The sequence below is a fragment of the Halodesulfovibrio sp. genome (assembly GCF_025210605.1).
In the GTDB taxonomy this organism is placed as follows: Bacteria; Desulfobacterota; Desulfovibrionia; order Desulfovibrionales; family Desulfovibrionaceae; genus Halodesulfovibrio.
Window position 1 is genome coordinate 63,364 of sequence record NZ_JAOARI010000002.1, and the last position, 18,833, is coordinate 82,196.

At 45.4% G+C, this 18,833-nt stretch carries 18 protein-coding genes; 14 read left to right on the forward strand and 4 right to left on the reverse strand.

Going from position 1 to position 18,833, the window contains the following annotated elements; translation table 11 throughout:
* The first annotated feature begins 30 nt into the window (after positions 1-30).
* Entirely contained in the window at positions 31-1,155 is a 1,125-nt protein-coding gene (locus tag N4A56_RS00340; RefSeq protein WP_295544169.1) for a glycosyltransferase family 1 protein, read from the forward strand.
* A 5-nt stretch (positions 1,156-1,160) separates the two neighbouring features.
* Here N4A56_RS00340 and N4A56_RS00345 read toward each other — a convergent pair whose 3' ends face one another.
* From N4A56_RS00345 to N4A56_RS00360, 4 genes are read right to left on the reverse strand one after another with little or no spacing between them, the layout of a single operon-like run.
* Positions 1,161-1,961, reverse strand: a complete 801-nt coding sequence (locus N4A56_RS00345; RefSeq protein ID WP_295544172.1) for an ABC transporter ATP-binding protein — start codon at positions 1,959-1,961, stop codon at positions 1,161-1,163.
* Complete coding sequence (locus N4A56_RS00350) at positions 1,958-2,713, reverse strand: ABC transporter permease (protein WP_295544174.1); 756 nt, start codon at positions 2,711-2,713, stop codon at positions 1,958-1,960. The genes N4A56_RS00345 and N4A56_RS00350 overlap by 4 nt, the downstream gene beginning before the upstream one ends.
* Positions 2,710-3,777, reverse strand: coding sequence for a glycosyltransferase (locus N4A56_RS00355; RefSeq protein WP_295544176.1), 1,068 nt, complete (start codon positions 3,775-3,777; stop codon positions 2,710-2,712). Before N4A56_RS00355 ends, N4A56_RS00350 begins: the two co-directional genes overlap by 4 nt.
* A 6-nt stretch (positions 3,778-3,783) precedes the next feature.
* On the reverse strand, positions 3,784-6,420 hold the full coding sequence (locus N4A56_RS00360; RefSeq protein ID WP_295544178.1) for a hypothetical protein: 2,637 nt from the start codon (positions 6,418-6,420) through the stop codon (positions 3,784-3,786).
* Positions 6,421-6,609: 189 nt separating this feature from the next.
* Between N4A56_RS00360 and N4A56_RS00365 the strand changes: the two genes are divergently transcribed.
* From N4A56_RS00365 to N4A56_RS00425, 13 genes are all read left to right on the forward strand, one after another.
* On the forward strand, positions 6,610-6,825 hold the full coding sequence (locus tag N4A56_RS00365) for a Flp family type IVb pilin (protein ID WP_293670118.1): 216 nt from the start codon (positions 6,610-6,612) through the stop codon (positions 6,823-6,825).
* Between the two features lie 154 nt (positions 6,826-6,979).
* Positions 6,980-7,960, forward strand: a complete 981-nt coding sequence (gene cpaB / locus N4A56_RS00370) for a Flp pilus assembly protein CpaB (protein ID WP_295544180.1) — start codon at positions 6,980-6,982, stop codon at positions 7,958-7,960.
* The gene (locus tag N4A56_RS00375) at positions 7,953-9,287 is read left to right on the forward strand and encodes a type II and III secretion system protein family protein (RefSeq protein WP_295544182.1); all 1,335 of its coding nucleotides are present in this window, start codon (positions 7,953-7,955) and stop codon (positions 9,285-9,287) included. Before cpaB ends, N4A56_RS00375 begins: the two co-directional genes overlap by 8 nt.
* 16 nt (positions 9,288-9,303) lie before the next feature.
* Positions 9,304-9,948, forward strand: a complete 645-nt coding sequence (locus N4A56_RS00380; protein WP_295544184.1) for a hypothetical protein — start codon at positions 9,304-9,306, stop codon at positions 9,946-9,948.
* A 1-nt stretch (position 9,949) separates the two neighbouring features.
* Complete coding sequence (locus N4A56_RS00385; protein ID WP_295544186.1) at positions 9,950-11,131, forward strand: AAA family ATPase; 1,182 nt, start codon at positions 9,950-9,952, stop codon at positions 11,129-11,131.
* A gap of 3 nt (positions 11,132-11,134) precedes the next feature.
* The gene (locus N4A56_RS00390) at positions 11,135-12,526 is read left to right on the forward strand and encodes a CpaF family protein (protein ID WP_295544189.1); all 1,392 of its coding nucleotides are present in this window, start codon (positions 11,135-11,137) and stop codon (positions 12,524-12,526) included.
* A 2-nt stretch (positions 12,527-12,528) separates the two neighbouring features.
* Positions 12,529-13,461: a type II secretion system F family protein gene (locus N4A56_RS00395; RefSeq protein ID WP_295544191.1), complete on the forward strand. Its 933-nt coding sequence runs from the start codon at positions 12,529-12,531 to the stop codon at positions 13,459-13,461.
* Positions 13,461-14,384: a type II secretion system F family protein gene (locus N4A56_RS00400; protein WP_295544193.1), complete on the forward strand. Its 924-nt coding sequence runs from the start codon at positions 13,461-13,463 to the stop codon at positions 14,382-14,384. The genes N4A56_RS00395 and N4A56_RS00400 overlap by 1 nt, the downstream gene beginning before the upstream one ends.
* A 2-nt stretch (positions 14,385-14,386) precedes the next feature.
* On the forward strand, positions 14,387-15,136 hold the full coding sequence (locus tag N4A56_RS00405) for a tetratricopeptide repeat protein (protein ID WP_295544195.1): 750 nt from the start codon (positions 14,387-14,389) through the stop codon (positions 15,134-15,136).
* A gap of 2 nt (positions 15,137-15,138) precedes the next feature.
* Entirely contained in the window at positions 15,139-15,564 is a 426-nt protein-coding gene (locus N4A56_RS00410; RefSeq protein ID WP_295544197.1) for a hypothetical protein, read from the forward strand.
* Positions 15,561-16,091, forward strand: coding sequence for a TadE family protein (locus N4A56_RS00415; protein WP_295544209.1), 531 nt, complete (start codon positions 15,561-15,563; stop codon positions 16,089-16,091). The genes N4A56_RS00410 and N4A56_RS00415 overlap by 4 nt, the downstream gene beginning before the upstream one ends.
* A gap of 1 nt (position 16,092) precedes the next feature.
* The gene (locus tag N4A56_RS00420) at positions 16,093-17,373 is read left to right on the forward strand and encodes a hypothetical protein (RefSeq protein ID WP_295544212.1); all 1,281 of its coding nucleotides are present in this window, start codon (positions 16,093-16,095) and stop codon (positions 17,371-17,373) included.
* Between the two features lie 12 nt (positions 17,374-17,385).
* A complete protein-coding gene (locus N4A56_RS00425; RefSeq protein ID WP_295544214.1) occupies positions 17,386-18,831 on the forward strand; it encodes a twin-arginine translocation signal domain-containing protein in 1,446 nt (481 codons plus the stop codon).
* The last annotated feature ends 2 nt before the right edge of the window (positions 18,832-18,833 follow it).

The following is an 18,833-nucleotide window of genomic DNA, read 5'->3' on the forward strand; positions in this document are numbered from 1 at the left end:
CTGCATTCGGCAGGGTGCACCCATGATAGTATGCCACTTAATATTCTCGTTAATGCAATTCCACTTACCAATGTTCATACTGGCATTGCGCGCTACACGTACATGCTTTATGCAACTATGCAGGCGCAATATGGCTCAGCCATTAACGTGACATTTTTTGACGGCAAAAATTGTCTTTCAACGCCACCCTCAGGTCCCCAAAACATATCCGGCTGGAATGCGCTTGTTGACGTATTCTGGAAACTGCCCCCATCTATTGCATGTTCTGTCCGTAATGCTGTGCAAATAAAACGGGAACGTGCCATTGCAAACGTTATTGGCGACTTTGATGTCTACCACGAAACAGGCTTTTTTCCGTTTGCCTGTGCAGCGCATATTCCTACAGTTTTCACCGTGCACGACATGTCCCTGCAGCGTCACCCAGAATGGCACCCTAAAGAACGGGTTCTGTTTACCGAAACCTACTTCGCTAAAAGAGCTTCGCTGGCAGATCACATCATCACTGTGTCAGAGTTCACCCGCACAGAATTTCATTCTGTATTCCCCGAATTATCTGACATCCCTGTTACGCCGATACATCTCGGTGCGTCACCGGATATTTTTGCCCAACAATCGAACATTCCCGAACTTCCTGATGCGTATTATCTGTTCGTAGGAAGCAACGACTCACGTAAGCATCTCGACCAAGTTGTAGCGGCTGTGTGTGCACAAAATGACCTTCCCCTGCTTGTCGCTGGTTGGAATGGTTGGGGAAAATCTATTCAACATCACGAAAAAATAATCCCTCTTGGACATGTTTCAGATACGCTTCTTGCTCATTTATATAGCAACGCAACATGCCTTATTTATCCGAGCGCATACGAAGGATTCGGGCTTCCTGTATTAGAAGCAATGCAATGTGGGTGTCCCGTAATTACCGCTAGAAATGCGAGTTTACCGGAAGTAGGAAGCGATGCTGTTTACTATATTAACGGTGCGGTATCGCCCGAAACTATCCGACATGCTTTAAACGCACTGCGAAAAGAAGATCGAGCACGATACAAACAAGCAGGATTTGTGCAGGCAAAAAAATTTAGCTGGAAAAAAACGGCACAAAAAACGTACGATATTTTACAACAAACAAGTTATAACTACACCCAGCAGAATAAAAAGTGAGCACATCATCTGCTCATCTGTACTAATTTCTGCCTACATGCTTGTCCCTGCTCAACGTGTATTTTTTCCGAAATAGTGCCATCAGCAATGCGTATTACGGAAGTACATATTCGTTGGATTAACTGAATATTGTGCGAAACGAGCACCGTAGCACAGCCGCTCCGAATTCGTTCCTGTATTGTCGATAAAGACTGCTCTCTGAATACAGCATCCCCCACACTGAGCATCTCATCAATCAAAAGAATGTCTGTTTCTATTTGAACAGCCACAGAAAAACACAGCCGCGCACGCATTCCTGAAGAATATTCCCGTATATGGTCATAAAAAGCATCGCCTAATCCAGAATATTCCTGCACAGCTGGCAATCTCTTTTGCATTTCCCTTTTTGAAATTCCTAATGAAACCCCCATGAGCAACGCATTATCATACCCTGAAAGATAGGGGAGCAAACCTCCTTGCAACGAAAGCAGTGCACTTGAACAGTTGTACTTTTCTACACTTCCCTTTGCTGGAGCAAGCACGCCAGCTAATACACGGAGCAATGTGGATTTACCTGCCCCATTAGCCCCTACAATCCCCAGCACTTCTCCTTTGTGCAACGCAAACGAAACATCTCGCAGCACAACTTTTTCAACAGAACGTAAAAAGCCTGAACGCTTGCGATAGGCGCAGTCTACATGCGTTGCAGCAAGCACAACGTCGCTGGTATCTAAGTGCGGCTGCGTACAACCTTCCTTCGCCGTATGCACTAAAGCGGTTTGCGTGTTTCCTGCGTTAACGGAAACATCGTACAGTTCTGGTCTCATAGCTTAACATATTCTCCACGTAGCCTTTGCATCAACCATATACCGAGCGCACCGCACGTTACGCCTACTACTAAAGGGTATGTGACAAAAAGCAGATTAGGTGCTGCACCAGTCAGCATTATTGTTCGAAAATTTTCAAGCAAACACGCTGCGGGGTTCATGTAGAAAACTACTTGCAATGATTCTGGAAGTTCCTTTGCTGAAAAAAAGACTCCAGCAGCCCAAAAACCTACTTGTAATAAGCTTTCAACAACAAATCGAAGGTCAGGTATTAACGGCATGATTGCTGCCAGCAACAAACCTAACCCTGTTCCAAACACAAGCAACACAAGCAACAATAGCGGCAACGTTGCCCACCAGAGAGTCATCCCTGCATACAACGCAATTGTTGCACAAAGTACAACAAACACGCCTGCTATCTTAACACCATCAGCAATGACAGCAGCTATAGGAAACACCCATTCAGCAAGCGATGTTTGCAACAGAATATTCCGATGTTGCATCACCGAAGGAGCTGCATGCAAAATTAACGACGAAATACCTTTCCAACAGGTTATACCCACAAGTAAAAAAGGTACGAATCCTTCGCCACCACGCTGCAAAAAAAGACCAAAGAGTACATATAATGTAATAAGCTGAAGCAATGGCTCAAACAGCCACCAGACAAACCCCAACCAATACCGCTCATGCTCTGCTTTCAATTCAGCAGTTGCTTTGACAAAGGCATACACCAAGGCATGTGAATACGTCATATCACCCGTTCCTCAGTTGTACGTTTTGGAGGAAGTATCCTGTTCCAATCTACAAGTTCATAAAAGCGCCTATACGAAAAAGGTACTCGTTTGCGTTTAAACATGCGCAGACCATCTACAAGCCCTCTACCGACACCTTGCAGCGTTGCTAAAGCGATTTTCGGCTGTCCTCGAAATGTTTGCACCAAAGCCATCATCAAAGCAGTGCCGAGAAAAACACATATCGCTACACCAACATACATGGCAGGAAAGTACCGAAGAATCATTTGCACTGCGTTTTTTTCTGTGAGCGCAATCTTCCAGCCAATACCTAATAAACGGGTACTCTCACTGCCCGAATGCAAAACCATAGCGCAGGGAATGCACCAGAAAGGAAGTCGTGTTGCTGCATACCGTTGATGAAACCTGAAAGCCAAATCAAGGTCTTCTGCGTACATCCCTAACGACTCGTCAAAAACTTGCTCGAATTCCAACGTTCTGATGAGCGCCTCTGCCCTGAAAAAAACTGCGCCCCCTGTACATCCAACAATAGGAAACGGTGAAGGCACTGTTCTTAGCAGTGGAGCTAGCGCAATTTTTTGCGCTTCTTCAGTATCATGCGGACAACACTCCACCCGCGCTCCCATCAAGTTATCCCATCCTCGCCCCGTGAATGAACATCGAACTCCGGCAGACTGAATATATTCAGGGGAGTACTTATCCACTAACAAGGGCTGACACGCAGCAACACGCAGATTTGCGTTCATAAAATCTAACAATTGAAGCAAACATCCTTCGGACACCTGCGCATCAGAATTGAGAAGAAATATGTAATCCGCACCGTGAGTCAACGCGTATTCAATGCCGACATTGGCTGCCGCTGCAAACCGCCTGTTTTCCGGAAGCTGTATCACAGTAATATCCCGTAAAAACTGCTGCAAAATACGCATGGAAGCATCGTCCGAGGCATCATCCACAACGACTATATGCAAGAAATAGCCGGAGCCCGACTGCACTGAGTGGATGCACTCAGCAAGCAATCGGACTCCGTTATAGTTAGGAATTACGACGTAAACAGTCTGCACGTTGTATTAGCTCATAAGTAACGACATGACTGGTACAGGCATTTTTCCTTTGCTTGCGCTAGGAACGCTGTGTGCGTCATCTGGGTCAGTGTTTTTCTGGAACTCTTGAAGGTTAGACGCTCCGTCACCGTCTTTGTCGCCATTTGCGTCATTCACATTGACTGAAAGACCGTTATCAACTTCCCATCCGTCAGTCATACCGTCATCATCAGAGTCGTTATCATTAGGGTCAGCACCCTGACGGTATTCTTCAATGTCGCTCAAACCGTCATTGTCCGTATCCCCTGTGCCATCTTTTGAGAGGGAGCCAAAATGTGTCTGCTCCCATGAGTCTTCAATTCCGTCGTTGTCAGAATCATTTGAAGCTTGAACAAAAGTAGCCACAGCAGTTACATTTCCGGTTACTGGTGAAACGGTTGTTTTGTTACTGGTAACCGCAACGGTTTTGTTGTTAACTTTAAAAGAAGAAAGGGTGTACCCAGCAGCAGGCGTTACTGTAAAAGTAACACTACCACCATGTTCAACAGAATTTGCAGACGCAGTTACAGTACCGTGAGAAGGAGAAGTAATATTTACTGTGTACTGTTTTTTGGCAAACTCAACAGCCAGTGTGTGATTCTGAGAAATTGAAGTAAATTGATAACTGGAAGCAACAGTTACTGGCGAGTTATCAACCATAACTTTTTTGATTTCGTATCCAACATCCGGTGTGAAGGTAAATGTTTTACTGCTGCCATCAGCAACGGTAACCGTACCTTCTTCAGAAACACTACCACCAGCATTACTGGACACCGTAATGGTGCGTGTCACAGCAACTTTTTCGTAGACAACTTTGATTGTGGTATTTTTTTGCACGTTGGTGACATCAAACGATGAAACATTACCTGCAACTTTGCTACCGTCTACCTGAACTTCTTTTACGACATAACCGCTGTCAGGAGTAAAGGTAAATTTCTGGGTTCCGCCAGAAGCAACATCTACAGGAGAAGAAGGGCTGATTGAACCACCAGCAGTGGTCTGCGGAGTAATTGTGTAGTCAGAGGAAGAGGATGAACTGCTTTTAAATTCAACAGCAATCGTTTTATTCTCGCCTATATTTTCAACTGTGTATTCAGAAACACTGTCGGCTACTTTATTTCCGCCGACCATAACTTGCTTTACTGTATAGCCGGATGCAGGCGTAAAGAAGAATGTTGCTTTTCCGTTTTGAGCAACTTTTACAGCGCTAGATGGGAAGATAGTACCATTGGTTGGAGCAGTTGGGGTAACTGTATATTTAGAAGCAACAAAGTCTACTTTGACAGTATGCGCCTTTGTTACATTTTTGAATGTATATGAAGGAATACCGTAATACGTTTTTTCATCATCTGTACCCTCGTCAATGATGACAGCTCCGACAGCGGTATTATACGCAGACGTAAAAGTAATGCGTTGATCTTCGCCGCGTACAACCTTAGGAGATGAAGGACTTACCGTCCCTGAGTAACCTGATTTCGTGATTACAATGTCAAATTTCTCTTTTTCAAATTCTACTGAAACAGGAATCGAACGAGTCACATTATCCACAACATGTGGATTGCTAGGACTAGAGATTTTGGAACCGTCTTCTCGAATTTCTTTAAGCTGATAGCCATCAGCAGCTGTATACGCAAGTGCCACTGAACCATCGTATGGAACCGAGAACACATGGCTGGAGTTCGCATCGTTCAAAGTGACGTCACCAGAAGTAACCGTACCGTTGCCTTTAACAGTTACTGTGACATCAAGTGGAGGGTGCTGTTTAAACGTGGCTCGTACTGAATGAGATTTTGCAATTTTACTGATGGTCAGTATTTTTTTGAATCCATCACCGTCAGTCAATGTGTTTGTTTTATCAACTGTATCCACAAATACTTTATCAACAACATAGCCAGCATCTGGCGTAAACGTTATTGGGTAGTCGTTACCTTCTGTAACCTCAACATCACCTGAAGCAGAAGCTGAGCCATTGGCTTCGGCTGTAATACTTACGGTATGTTTAACATCGCTGCCACCGCCAGCATCAGGAAAACTGAAGTCGGTGAGTTCAAGTTCTTTTGCGTAACCATTTATTGAAATCCGAAGTTCAGTGAAGTCTACACCGGAGCCAAAGTTGACATTATCAACAGATAACCCACCAAAAGAGCATTGCAAATTGTCACTACTACCCGATCTTGAAAAAGTGATTACACCCGGGTTTGACTTGTTAAGACTAACTTTTTCAGACTTGGAAGAAAAAGCATAGCTCCATCCCTTTCTACCCGAAAGAGTACGAGTCCATTGGTTACCGCTATAATCTGAAACCTGTGATATATTTATGTAATTATTATCATTTTTATCTTTATATTTTAACTCCACCCGTCCCTGAGCTTTCACATTGTTTTTAAAGGTAAGGTTTACACCACTTTTACCTTTGGTGCTCACCTTTACCGTACCAGAACTCCAAGAAGATGAGTTTTTTATCTTCAAAGTTCCGTCTGCCGTTTTTTCAAACGAAATAATACTATCGGAAGAACTCCACGTCTGCCCCTTCCATTCAATACTTCCCGCAGAAGCTACTGCTGGGATTAAGAACGTTGAGCAGAAAAATAGCAATAAGACGGCTATAGGCAGAAGCCTTTTCATAATAACTCCTTGAAACCGTCTCGAATACGTTTGGGCGACTTACACTTAGCGTAAAAAATTTACAAAGAAAACAACTTTGTTGATTTTGAAAATTGATTTCATTTAGCTTGACAATGATTTTTTCCTCCCCTAAACGGTGTTCGAGGCTATCCAGCATTTTAAAAAAGCACACAATATATAGGAGTCTTTATGTTTACCCGATACTATTGCTCTCTTGAGACCCGAATGCACGCCTTCCTGCATCGAATCAAGCAGGACGAACGAGGCATCACAGCCATTGAATATGCTGCACTTGCTGTTGGTCTTGCTGGTCTTATCTCAATGCTCGCTGGTGAAGACGGTGAAATTGGCAAGGCACTTAAAGCTGCGTTTGAACAAGTCACCACTAAGCTGACCCAAAAGTAGCGCTATTTTTTTCTCTATCAACTGATAAGGACATTCAAAATCATCTCGAATAGTTTGGGCAACATACGAGATTATTTTATTTTTTTGGAAACAGACACACTAGGAGAGCACAGCGCGCTTATACGTCGTTTCGTTCATGCAATCTCGGCAATTGATGAAACAACGTTGGCTTGGCTGTCATAACGCTATGCGCAAATTCTTTTTTTTTTCGTTTTGTGCGGCTGTGTGCATTTTTGGCTACCTAGCCTTTAAATCGCTCACCACCGAACCAACCAAAACACCGATACAAGCGATTGCGAGGGAAGAAGTTCCTGCTGCTAAGCCAGAACAAATGACGTCCGTATTTGTGACACGTCAGGATATTCCATATGGAGCGTTCATTTCAAGACGGCATCTTAGCAAGGTAAACGTGCCAGTCTCTTCGGATGCAAGCATCAACGGAGTTACGTCGTTTGAAGGACTTGCCGGAACAATTGCCGCAGAACCAATTTCTGCAAATCAGCTTCTTGAACGTGCGCAAATTGTGGCACCAGACGAAGCTGGCTTTATGGCAATTGCTATCCGCACAGGGCATCGCGGAATCAGTATTCCGATCTGGCGAGAAGGAACCAGTGCAGCAATTTACCGCCCGGGCGACATCGTTGACCTTGCTCTTATTGCGACGTTTCCTGACCGCAACGAATTTGAAGCATATCAAGAAGCAAACGGTAAACGCACTCCAGCAATGCTGAAGGATATAACGGCAACCTTGCTCACACAGCATGCCCGTATCCTCGCTGTTGGCAGTAGTAAAAAACCGACGTTGGATGAAAACGAAAGCGGCTCTTTTTCCTCACAAATTCCTATGGTTTTGGAAATACGAGACACCGACGCAGAAAAAGTCACGCTTGCAGCAGGAATTGGCAAAATTATGCTCCTCATGCGTGGCGCAAATGCTAACGACCTTGCGAGCAAAAAACAGCATACAACAGCAGAACAACTCTTCCCGCAGTTCAAAAATCTGGGACCGACTCGCGGCACAACCATTTTGCGTGGTTCCCTGAAAGATGTTGAAGGCTACCCGCTTAATGACAACAGCAAGCAGGAAGAAAAAGAAGAAAGCACAAATAACGAACAGAGTAACTCCAATGAATAAAAAATATTTTACTATTGTCTTTACTACTCTGTTGCTTTTTGCTGCCACCATTGCTCAGGCAAGAACCGTAACAATTCCTGTCGGCACAGGACAGCTTGTCAGCCTGCATGTTCCAGCTAAAACCGTTATGATTGCTAATCCTTCCATTGCCGACCTTCAGTTACCGTCACCTTCAACTATGTTTCTTTTCGCAAATAAGGCGGGCAAGACTACTGCGTACGCTCTTGACGAAAATGGACATATTATCAGCAAAATCAATATCGTGGCTAGCCATGACATTGACGGCTTTCTTTCTACAGTAAAAAAAGAACTGCCCCACAGCTGTATCACCGCCAGAACATTACGTGGTAAATTGTACGTTTCAGGCACGGTTGCCACACCGCAAGAAGCAGACATGGTTTCTTTAATCGCAAACAGCTACGAACCTAATGCTAAAAATATCGTAATTCAATACGGTGTCACTATGCCTACGCAAGTAAACATCAAGGTTCGCTTTGCAGAGGTGTCGCGCAATGCCACAGAAAAACTTGGGCTGAACTGGGACTCACTGGGTTCTATTTCTGCATCAACACTTTTCACAGGCAACTTTGGTTCCGCTAAAACTGCAATGGGTAGCAACTTGGGCTTCTCATTCACTATCAGTCAGGATGCCATTTTCAACGCGCTGAGCGGCGACGGTCTGCTAACGACACTTGCAGAACCAAACCTTACGGTTCTTTCCGGCAAGAAAGCTACATTCAACGCCGGTGGTCAGGTTCCTGTCTCAATTCCTGTTGCTGCTAACCAGCCTGCACAGATTGAATACAAAGATTTTGGTGTACTGCTCTCTGTGGAACCAACAATTCTTTCATCAGGTCGAATCAGCCTGCATGTGCAGCCAGAAGTAAGCCGCGTTGTCGCGTCTTCTCCAGAAATGAGTGGAGCATTTACCTTCACACGAAATAGTGCAGATACCTACGTGGAACTTGCAGACGGGCAAAGCTTTGTTTTAGCCGGACTGTTTAAAAATCGCGAAAACAACCTAGCCAACCGCTTCCCGTTTCTCGGTGATATTCCTGTGCTTGGTGCTCTTTTCCGCTCCACGCAATACCAGAAAGAAGAAACAGAGCTGGTCATTATCTGCACAGTTAATCTTGTGAAGCCGGGGCTTGAAAAAGATTACACGCTGCCTACTGACGGTGTTCTTACTGCTCCGCCATTTGAGCGTCTCCTGTTTGGAAGATTACAAAAACGGGTTGCGCCAAATGCACAGAATTCCGTAACGACTACCCCACTTGAATCTCTTCCTTCCCGTCCGTTAGAAGGAAAAGCAGGCTTTTATTTTTAACATGCGAGAATCTGGAATGCACAATATACTCACAATCCTGCTGACCGGTATGCTCTTGTTCGCAACCGGATGCACAAAGACCTACACTGATACAATGAGCAGTGCCCAATACAGATCTGCTCTTGTGGCATATTCTCTTGCACTACCGACAAAAACAATTACCTCACAGGCAGTGCTTCAAGCAACGGTTCAGAATTTTGCTAATAAACACAGTGATATTTCCAAACCCGTATTTATTGTTTCAACATCAACATTACCAAACCAGATTTCTGCAACAGCAGTGCGTCAAGCGTTGCAGGCTCTATGTATTCCCGGTGCACGACTTGCGATAAAAGCGCCGGATAAACTGCTGCGCCATACAGAAATCACTCTTCAAGGCTATACGATCATTCCGCCTGCTCCTGCCACATGGGACTTCCCTTCCAAGTCATACGAACTTGCCAACTCACGCACTGTAGACGGCAGCAGCGTTAATGCAAATATCGGGGCAATGATTGCAAATCCTAAGAATAGTGCGGTTCGCCAAGAACTTGCACCTGCTGACGGGCGATACCACACCGCGGTAATTAAACGCTACCATGGGCTCACTGTAGAAAAGTCAGGTTCATCAAACTCTGACAGCAGCGCAAATAATTCAAATAAAAAAGACGGGGACAAGTAACATGCTTTTTTCCCGCACGACTAATCAAGTTCACACCGTTGCCGGTTTTATCAGTAATCCCCAATTAGCGGATGATATCTCGTATACGCTCTCGCTCCTTGGGTTCACTGATAATATTTTCATAAAATCCGGAACCGTCGAGGATGCCAAAGAATACTGCATCAAAACACCTTCTCCAAAGTTGCTCATTATCGATATCAGCAAAGAGCTTGAACCGGTATTGCAACTGGATTCTCTAGCAAACCACGTAGAACCGGGTACAAAAGTTCTTGCATTCGGTACGCATAACAACATTGATTTGTACCGCGAACTTATGAACATGGGTATTTCAGATTATCTGTCATTCCCTGTTGATAATGGACTATTGGAACGCACCATCAAATGCGCTCTTTCATTATCTACAAACGACAGAAAAAGTTCTGGAAGACTTGTACCAATCATCGGCACAAAGGGCGGGTGTGGTGTTTCAACGGTAACTGCAAGCCTCGGCAGCTTACTTTCCAGTAAATATGGCTGTCGCACAGTTATCGCAGATTTAGACAGACACTGCGGTGACTTGGACATGCTGCTCAACACAAAAGCGGCAAACACCTTGGATATGCTGCTCACCGATGAACAACGTGCGCGGACAATGCTCGTGGATCACGCCACAGACGCGGTTTCAAAAAATCTCTCTTTGCTGAAAAGCAATCTTGGCTTTGAAACTCCTAATGCGCCAGTATCTACAAATGCGCTTACTGCATTGAACGAAAAGCTCTGTGAACACCACAATTTTGTACTATGGGACACACCGCTGCACAGTCTGGGAACACCAGCTGTTCAGGAGATGCTTGGCATGGCTGACATAGCCGTTGTTGTTTTCACTCCTACAGTTTCTTCGGCACGGGGCTTAAAAGAAGTTCTTTCAATGGTGAAAAAAACTGGCAGTGCAAGAACGATTGTATGCGTCAACCGCATCCACCCGACTGCTGTTGAAAACATCAAGCTTACTGATCTCAAAAAACTTACCGGACAAGAAATAGACATTATTCTTCCGCATAGCCCCAAAGCAGCTGTGCTGGCTGCTGACACCGGAAAGTTTGTTAAAGGTAAATTGGGAACTTCATTAGACTCTTTAGCATGTAAACTTATTGGCAGACGCCACAAAAGCGGGTTGATAGCCCGTCTTAAAAAACGAGCTTAGTGTATGTTTGGTCGAAAACAACAACGCAGTAGTACGCGCGACCTTCAACAACCGGTTGCTGCCACAATTCCACCAGTAGTGCCTCAGCAACCACGCAATGTTGATGAACATTCGGTACAGCAACCAGCTACGTCTAAAGAACAGCTGGAGCAGCTAGGAAACCTACGCAAAACTGCACTTGATCGCATTGATGCTTCTGTTGCTGCGCAACTCACCCACGATGAGCTTGAGAACCAAGTCCACCGTGCTCTTGAAAAAGTTGCCAAGGAGCAAGGATACCCTCTTGCAGCAACCGAGCTGCAACGACTTGTTAGCAGTATTCTTGATGACATGACCGGTCTTGGGCCTATCCAGCAACTTCTCAATGATGAAGCAATAACGGATATTATGGTCAACGGCCCAGATCAGGTATTTGTTGAACGACACGGAAAATTAGAACTTTCCAATGTTACGTTCCGCGACAACACACACGTTCAGCATGTGGCTCAGCGTATTGCCAGCACTGTGGGCAGACGTATTGACGAATCCAGCCCGATGGTTGACGCACGCCTGCTGGATGGCAGCCGTGTAAACATCATCGCGCCTCCGCTTGCTCTTGGCGGCACATGTATTTCTATCCGTAAATTTTCTAAGGATGCTATTTCGCTCGAAGGTATGGTGCAACACACTAGTCTTTCAGCTCAAATGGCGTCATTGCTCCAAGTTGCAGCAGAATGCAGGCTCAACATACTGGTTTCCGGTGGTACGGGTGCAGGTAAAACGACTCTGCTCAATGCTATGTCACAGCTTATTTCGCCTGACGAGCGCATTGTTACTATTGAGGATGCCGCAGAACTTCGCCTGTTACAGCCACATGTTGTTACACTGGAGACAAGACCGCCTTCCACAGAAGGCACAGCAGAGGTCACCTTGCGGGACTTGCTCATCAACTCTCTGCGTATGCGCCCTGACAGAATTATTGTCGGTGAGGTTCGTGGCGCAGAAGCATTCGAAATGATGCAGGCAATGAACACAGGGCACGACGGTTCTATGTCCACACTCCATGCAAACTCCCCTAAAGATGCCCTGCTGCGTCTTGAGAATATGCTATTGCTCAACGCAACTCAGGTTCCTGTAAGTGCGTTACGAAGACAAATTGCAAGTGCCGTGAATATAATCGTTCAAGTTGAACGCATGCGCGACGGGGTACGTCGCATTGTTTCAATCACAGAAATAACAGGTGTGGAAAACGATACGATCGTAACGCAGGAGCTTTTCACATTTCAGCAAGAAAAAACAACAAAGCCCGGTGAAGTGTCCGGCTCTTTTACTCCATGCAGTGCCCGTCCTATGTTTACCGAAAAAGCGGCGTTCTTCGGGCTTGAGCAAAAACTTGCGAATGCACTCGGAGTATAGCCATGACATTTGCTTTACTGACTTCCGGTTGCATCACACTTTTGCTGGGTGGCGCGCTCATTTTTACATCTGACGGTTCAGGAAACAAACTGGCTGCCCGTCGGCTCAATGCTGTCTTTGGTTCTGCCCATCAAAAGGAAGATAATAATAAGCAGGCTTTTGCGGATACAGAAACCACAAACCGGAGACAACTTCTCTGGCTTACAATCCGTGACAGAGCAAGTGGTGTCGGCGGCATACGTGCCTTGCTGCCTGTCTGCCTGCTGGCAATTCTTTGTGGCGGAATATCACACTTTTTTACCACACAGTATGGACAACTGGTGGCATGCGGTGCTGGCGTTACTGTAACTGGCGGAGTTCTCCTGTGTGGATACAACTACAAACTTCACTTAATGCGTAAGCAGTTCGATCAAAACTTACCGCTTGCGATTGATCTTGTCGTGCGCGCTGTTTCAGCAGGTGTTGCATTACCTGCATCGTTTGAACATGTGGCAGAAAGCATTACAGGGGCAGTTGGTAAAGAATTTCAAGTGATGCATGACTCTATCAAAATCGGCATGCCAATCAGAAGTGCTCTTGAACAGGCGGTTCGACGTATTCCATCTGCTGAATTCAACTATTTTGCCATCATTCTGGGTCTTAACATCGAGACAGGCGGCAAGCTTTCTGAGTCATTGGGTAACCTTAGTGACAAGCTCCGTTCACGCAGGCATATGGAGCGCAAAGTACAAGCTCTCACTGCCGAACCTAGAATGTCTGCCATCATTGTTTCTTTCTTTCCTCCTGTGTTTTTAGGGCTGCTCTACATGCTGAATAAGAAACAATTCTTTTTTCTTTTTACTGACAGCACAGGCAAAACACTTCTCGGCTACGCAATGGCTAGCGTCTTAATAGGTCTGCTCCAAATATACCGCATGACGAGGATATCAGCATAATGAATCGAGATATTATACAAAATATGCTGTTGCAGCACTCTGACGTGACATTCTCGTTGCTGGGGATATCGTTGGCGGGGTTAGTCATGCTTGCATGGGATACACACTCTTCCCGCTCGGATTTCTTTTATCAGAAACTCAGAAGCGCAATGGATATTCCACAATCTGCTTCTTCGCAGTGGCTGAGTGAGACTGCTTCTATTCTTCCAACCCTGCTTTTAGGTCAATCCGGTAAACGAAAGATGTCTGAACTCCTTGTTTCCGCAGGATTCAGGAGCCGAAAATCTCTCGTTTTACTGGCGGTTGCCAAATGGTTGCTCGGATTATGCGGTGCGGCTTCTATCCTTTGGTACATTGGCAAAGGATTTACTCTGCAAACAGTGGCATTCAGTACATTTGGTTTTGTGTTCGGCAGTTCTTTACCAGAACGCTGGCTGACCTCACGGGCAAAAAAAATCCAACGTGAAATTGTCAGTTCTATTCCAGATGCTCTCGACCTGCTCGTGGCGTGCGTTGAAGCTGGTTTGACTTTGGATAAAGCCATTGAACGTGTGGGAAACGAAATTCGTACCGTCGCACCTGCTTTATCAGAAGAACTTACGATCACCCACTCAGAACTGTTGGTTACCGGAGACAGAAAAAAAGCGCTCACCAATCTGGCAGCGCGAGTCAAAATTCAGGAACTGGAAAACATGGCGTATACGCTTGCTCAATCCGATAGATACGGAACTCCAATCGGTAAACCACTTCGCGGCATTGCTTCAGAAAGCCGAACCAACCGCCTACTTGAACTGGAAGAGCACATAGGAAAACTCCCCGCTAAAATGAGTCTTCCTCTTGTAGGGTTTGTACTCTTTCCACTGGTAATCTTAATGGTTGCCCCGCCAATTATCATGACTCTTCGCATTCTGGGAGGAAAATAGCCATGCGTAATATCCTAGTAATAGCCCTCTGTTTTTTGCTCGGTGCATGCAGCACAAAGACTCAGCATATGGAAACAGCTGCACCGCAAGAAAGCAGCATAAATCTTGCGCGCATTGCCAAGAAAAATAAGCTCTATGGTGCGGCAATCCGCCTGTACAGTGAAGCACTTGAGCTGCATCCGGAAGACCCTGTGCTCCTTTTTGAACAAGGTGAAGTGTACGCATTGGCAGGACAATGCAATCGAGCAGAAAAGCAGTTTGCTGAATCCTCTATTTCACACGCAGACCCCGCAGGCATTACCAAGAGCCTTGGTCGTTGCTTTGCTAAAGAAGAAAACTTCACCAAGGCACTGAATGTTCTTTTAAAAGGCGAGCAGTACGGGGCAGATGATCCGCAATATTTGAACCTGCTGGGCACTACGTACAGCTTTTCCGGCAACACATCTCGTGGAAAAAAAGCATTGGAAAAAGCACTGGAACTTGCGCCAGACGATATGGAAATCAAAAACAACATTGCAGTCGTGCATATAATCGAAGGCAAATACGATATTGCTATCCAAAAGTTATCCCGTCTTCTGCGCCGTGGATATAACACAGCCAGAATACGCCATAACCTTGCCTTAGCGTACGGACTTGCAGACAAAACAGAGCAAGCAGAAAAAGTATACGGCATCGATTTATCCAGTGAGCAAATCAAGCAAAATTTAGCTTGGTATCGTCTGATAAAGCAGAACAAAACAACACGTAATTAATAATGTTACCAAACCTTAAAAAAGCAAATGGAAGCATCACTGTTGAGATTGCCGGAACACTGGTCTTGATCTGCATTGTGCTTTTCATGGTCACCATGCTTATCCGTCTTGTTATTGCTAAAGACATGCTGGACTACATTACTGTGCAGACATCGCAATGCATCAAATATGGCAACAACGATATGGGGTACTGCTTGCAATCTGCTGCTTCCGAGATGACATTTATTGATTCAAGCAAGATTTCGGCAACAGTGAATTATTACGATTCATTACTCGCATACCCAAAAGCATCTGGAGTTCGCAAAGCCAAGGGTATAGCAACCGTAGACCTTTCGTATACTTTCATTCCTGAGATGACGCTGCTGAACTCTCTGTTTCCTGAACGAACTGTCATAACCTCAACTGCTGTAGTCAGGATTGAAAAATGACCCGACACCGTATGACACAACAAGGAGTTGCATCCATTGAAGCAGCTGGAGTTATTGCCATGGTGCTGGCAATGGGCTTCCTGCTTTTCGATTTCTCTCAGGCTATACGCATACACAACAGAGTCGGGCAAACGGCTGCTATGCTGGCAGATGCCGCCACAACTATTGATCCAACAGCGGATGTACCAACACTTACGGAAAACATTAACCACTTAAAGATGCTGGCAGGAAAACTAGACTCTATTCCCAAGGAACTACGGATAACTATTTTAGACAAACCAGCAGGTAACCCTGTTACTAAACAGCAATACGGTGGTGATATATCTTCGTGTTCACCAACCACAACGCCGGAAAACGAGTTTACCCTTATTTCTCCCGCGCAGTCTGAGGACTATACATTGTATGTGGTTGAAGTTTGCTATGAAGCCCCCAACCAACCCAAGACGCCTTCTTTTGTGAAAAACATACCATCTCCATTTTCACAACTGCTTCCGGCATACGGTATTTCCCACGCAGTAGGACGATAATATGCACCGACATACATCAAAAAAAGAACAAGGAGCCGTCTCCATAATTGGCGTTGGGCTATTACTGACAGTTATGCTTGCAACAGGCTTCTCTCTTGATGCTCTTGAAATCATGTCAACAAAAAGCAGATTGGCACTTGCAGTAAATAACGTCATCAGTACGGTGTATTCTTTACCTGAATCCAAATGGCTTCCTGTTGCAACAGCCCTGCTCAACAGGCACTTTCCCGAGGATACTATTTCCGTAACGGCTTCAGTGAGCAAAACCTCAAATGGCTGTGCATTGAATGCGTCAGCATCTGTGCCTTCTTTATTTATGCATAAATTTACAGACGCCGCATCCTACACGGTTACTGAACGGGTAAAACTCATAAGCAGCACCAGCAGCTCACTGCCGAAAAGAGAAATTGCGTTGGCTCTTGATATTAGTGGTTCAATGGATGGTGGATATTTTAATATCTTCGATGGGCACTCTACCCCTAACAGAAAGTTTACCCATCTAAAAAAAGCGGTTCACGCCTTGCTGAAGGAAGCTGATGGCGATCCTGCCTTCCGCGGTCGAGTACGCGTAAGTATGATTCCTTTTGCTGACAAGGTTAATATTGGTCGCAATAGAGCATGGGCAACAGTCCACCCTGAAAGCTCTTTTGGCGAATGTGCCCAAAGCCGATACCCTAGCTTTACTAGTTTTAATGCAAGCAACACTGCAAACCAAGCTCTGTTGCCACCTTTCACAGCGCATATTGATTACTACAAATATATAGCACCCAACCCGTGGCTAAAACCTGTTTGCCCTAGTGCTGCATTAACTCCCCTTACAGAAAATTTTACCAAACTATTAGCTACGATTGATCCTATGGAAACATCAGGAACGCGCTCTGGTATGACTGCTCAGGATTCAGGAGTAATATGGGCAGGTCGTACACTGCTCCCAAGCTGGGGAACAGCATGGGGATCAGGCGGTAACCCTTCAAGCTCACCTGATGTGGATAAGTACCTTGTTCTTATTACCGACGGGGCAATGGGATCACCTCCAGGAACCGACGCTACACAAATATTAGGCGGGCTATGCAGCAGACTAAAAAATGCTGGCATAACTATTAGTGTCATAGAATATCACAAGGATTCGAAAAGCAACGCATTTAAAAATTGTGCCTCACCAGGACACTACTTAACCCCTGTACCGAGCGATCCTTCCAGTGCAAAAGAATTAACTACCGCAGTTCTTAAATCTCTTGAAAAGCCTGTTGTAGAAAAAAATATCATTCTCACCGATTACTAAAGTGGATGAACTATGAAACTATCTCGAAGAAATTTTCTTAAATTTTGCGGTATCAACGCCGTAGCTCTCGGGCTTTCATCCGGCGTTTTGTCTAACCTTGAACAAGCGTTAGCAACAGGTGAGCCTAAAGTCATCTGGTTACAAGGTGCCAGTTGTTCCGGCTGTACAATTTCTACATTGAACCTTCTACAGGACACCGGCATTAAGAACGCTCATGACTTGCTTATTGATACTATCGACCTTCAGTATCACGGCACTGTTATGGGACTTGCCGGTGACGAGGCTCAAGAAAAAATCACAAACGCCGGAAACGGATTTATTCTCGTTGTTGAAGGAGCTATTCCTACAGCATTTAACGGGGAAGCATGTGTATTATGGGAAGACAACGGATCACCTGTAACGGTGAAAGATGCGCTTATTGACCTTGCAGGCAAAGCATCCGCCATTGTCTGTGCTGGAACCTGCGCCTCTTTTGGCGGTATCCCTGCTGCTGGTCCTAATCCTGCCGCCGTAAAAAAAGTGTCAGACATTATTTCACAGGATGTCATCAATATTCCGGGCTGTCCTGTGCATCCTGAACGCTTAGTACTTACTCTTGCCAAGCTCATTGCCGGTGAAACAGTCAGACTACTTCCAGACGGTAAAAGTATATGGGAAGGTCAAGATGGACGCTGTCACAGCTGTCATGATCATGGCAAAACCGGTCTGCCTGCAAATCACCCCCCAACAGCAGGACAATCCTGTAATGCATCAGGTTGCCACTCCGTTATGGATAAACTTCTACTTCCAAGCGACCACCCCTCTATAGGTAAAAAACCATGTGCGACATCAGGATGTCATGACCGTGGACAACATCTGGATGACACGGACAAGCATAGAAATCTAGCTGGTAAAGACTGCTCAAGCTGTCACTCTGGTGGATTTGATGACGATGACGATGATGATCGCAGCTACAGTAGTTTCAGCAGTAGTAGCAGTCGCTATGATTGGAATCCACCAAGTTCATCTAAGCAGTCTTGCACATCATGCCACAGCGATAAATCAAGCCATATTCCGACACGAGAAATACAGCTTTACGGTACGCCTTTTGATAATCAACGCGTTCCTGCAACATATTTCAAAAGTCCTATCTGCCCGTGCAGCAGACAGGTTGGTGGTCTCGCTACCGCCTACGGTTCTAGCTCAAAATGCCAATATGACCTCGGATGCAGAGGTTCACTGGCTTTTTCCGATTGTCCAACCAGAAAATGGCACGGTGGAATCACATGGTGCATGGAAGCAAATGCACCATGCACAGCCTGCGTACATCCGGCATTTCCTGACGCCAGCAACAGAGCACTGTTAAAGGTAGGGAAAAAAGCCAGCGGCGTGTTTATGGAAGAAGAAAAAGAGCCAGTCAAACCACCTGTACAGAAGGCAACCACACTCGCACCTATCATGAAACTTTTAATGGATTAGCA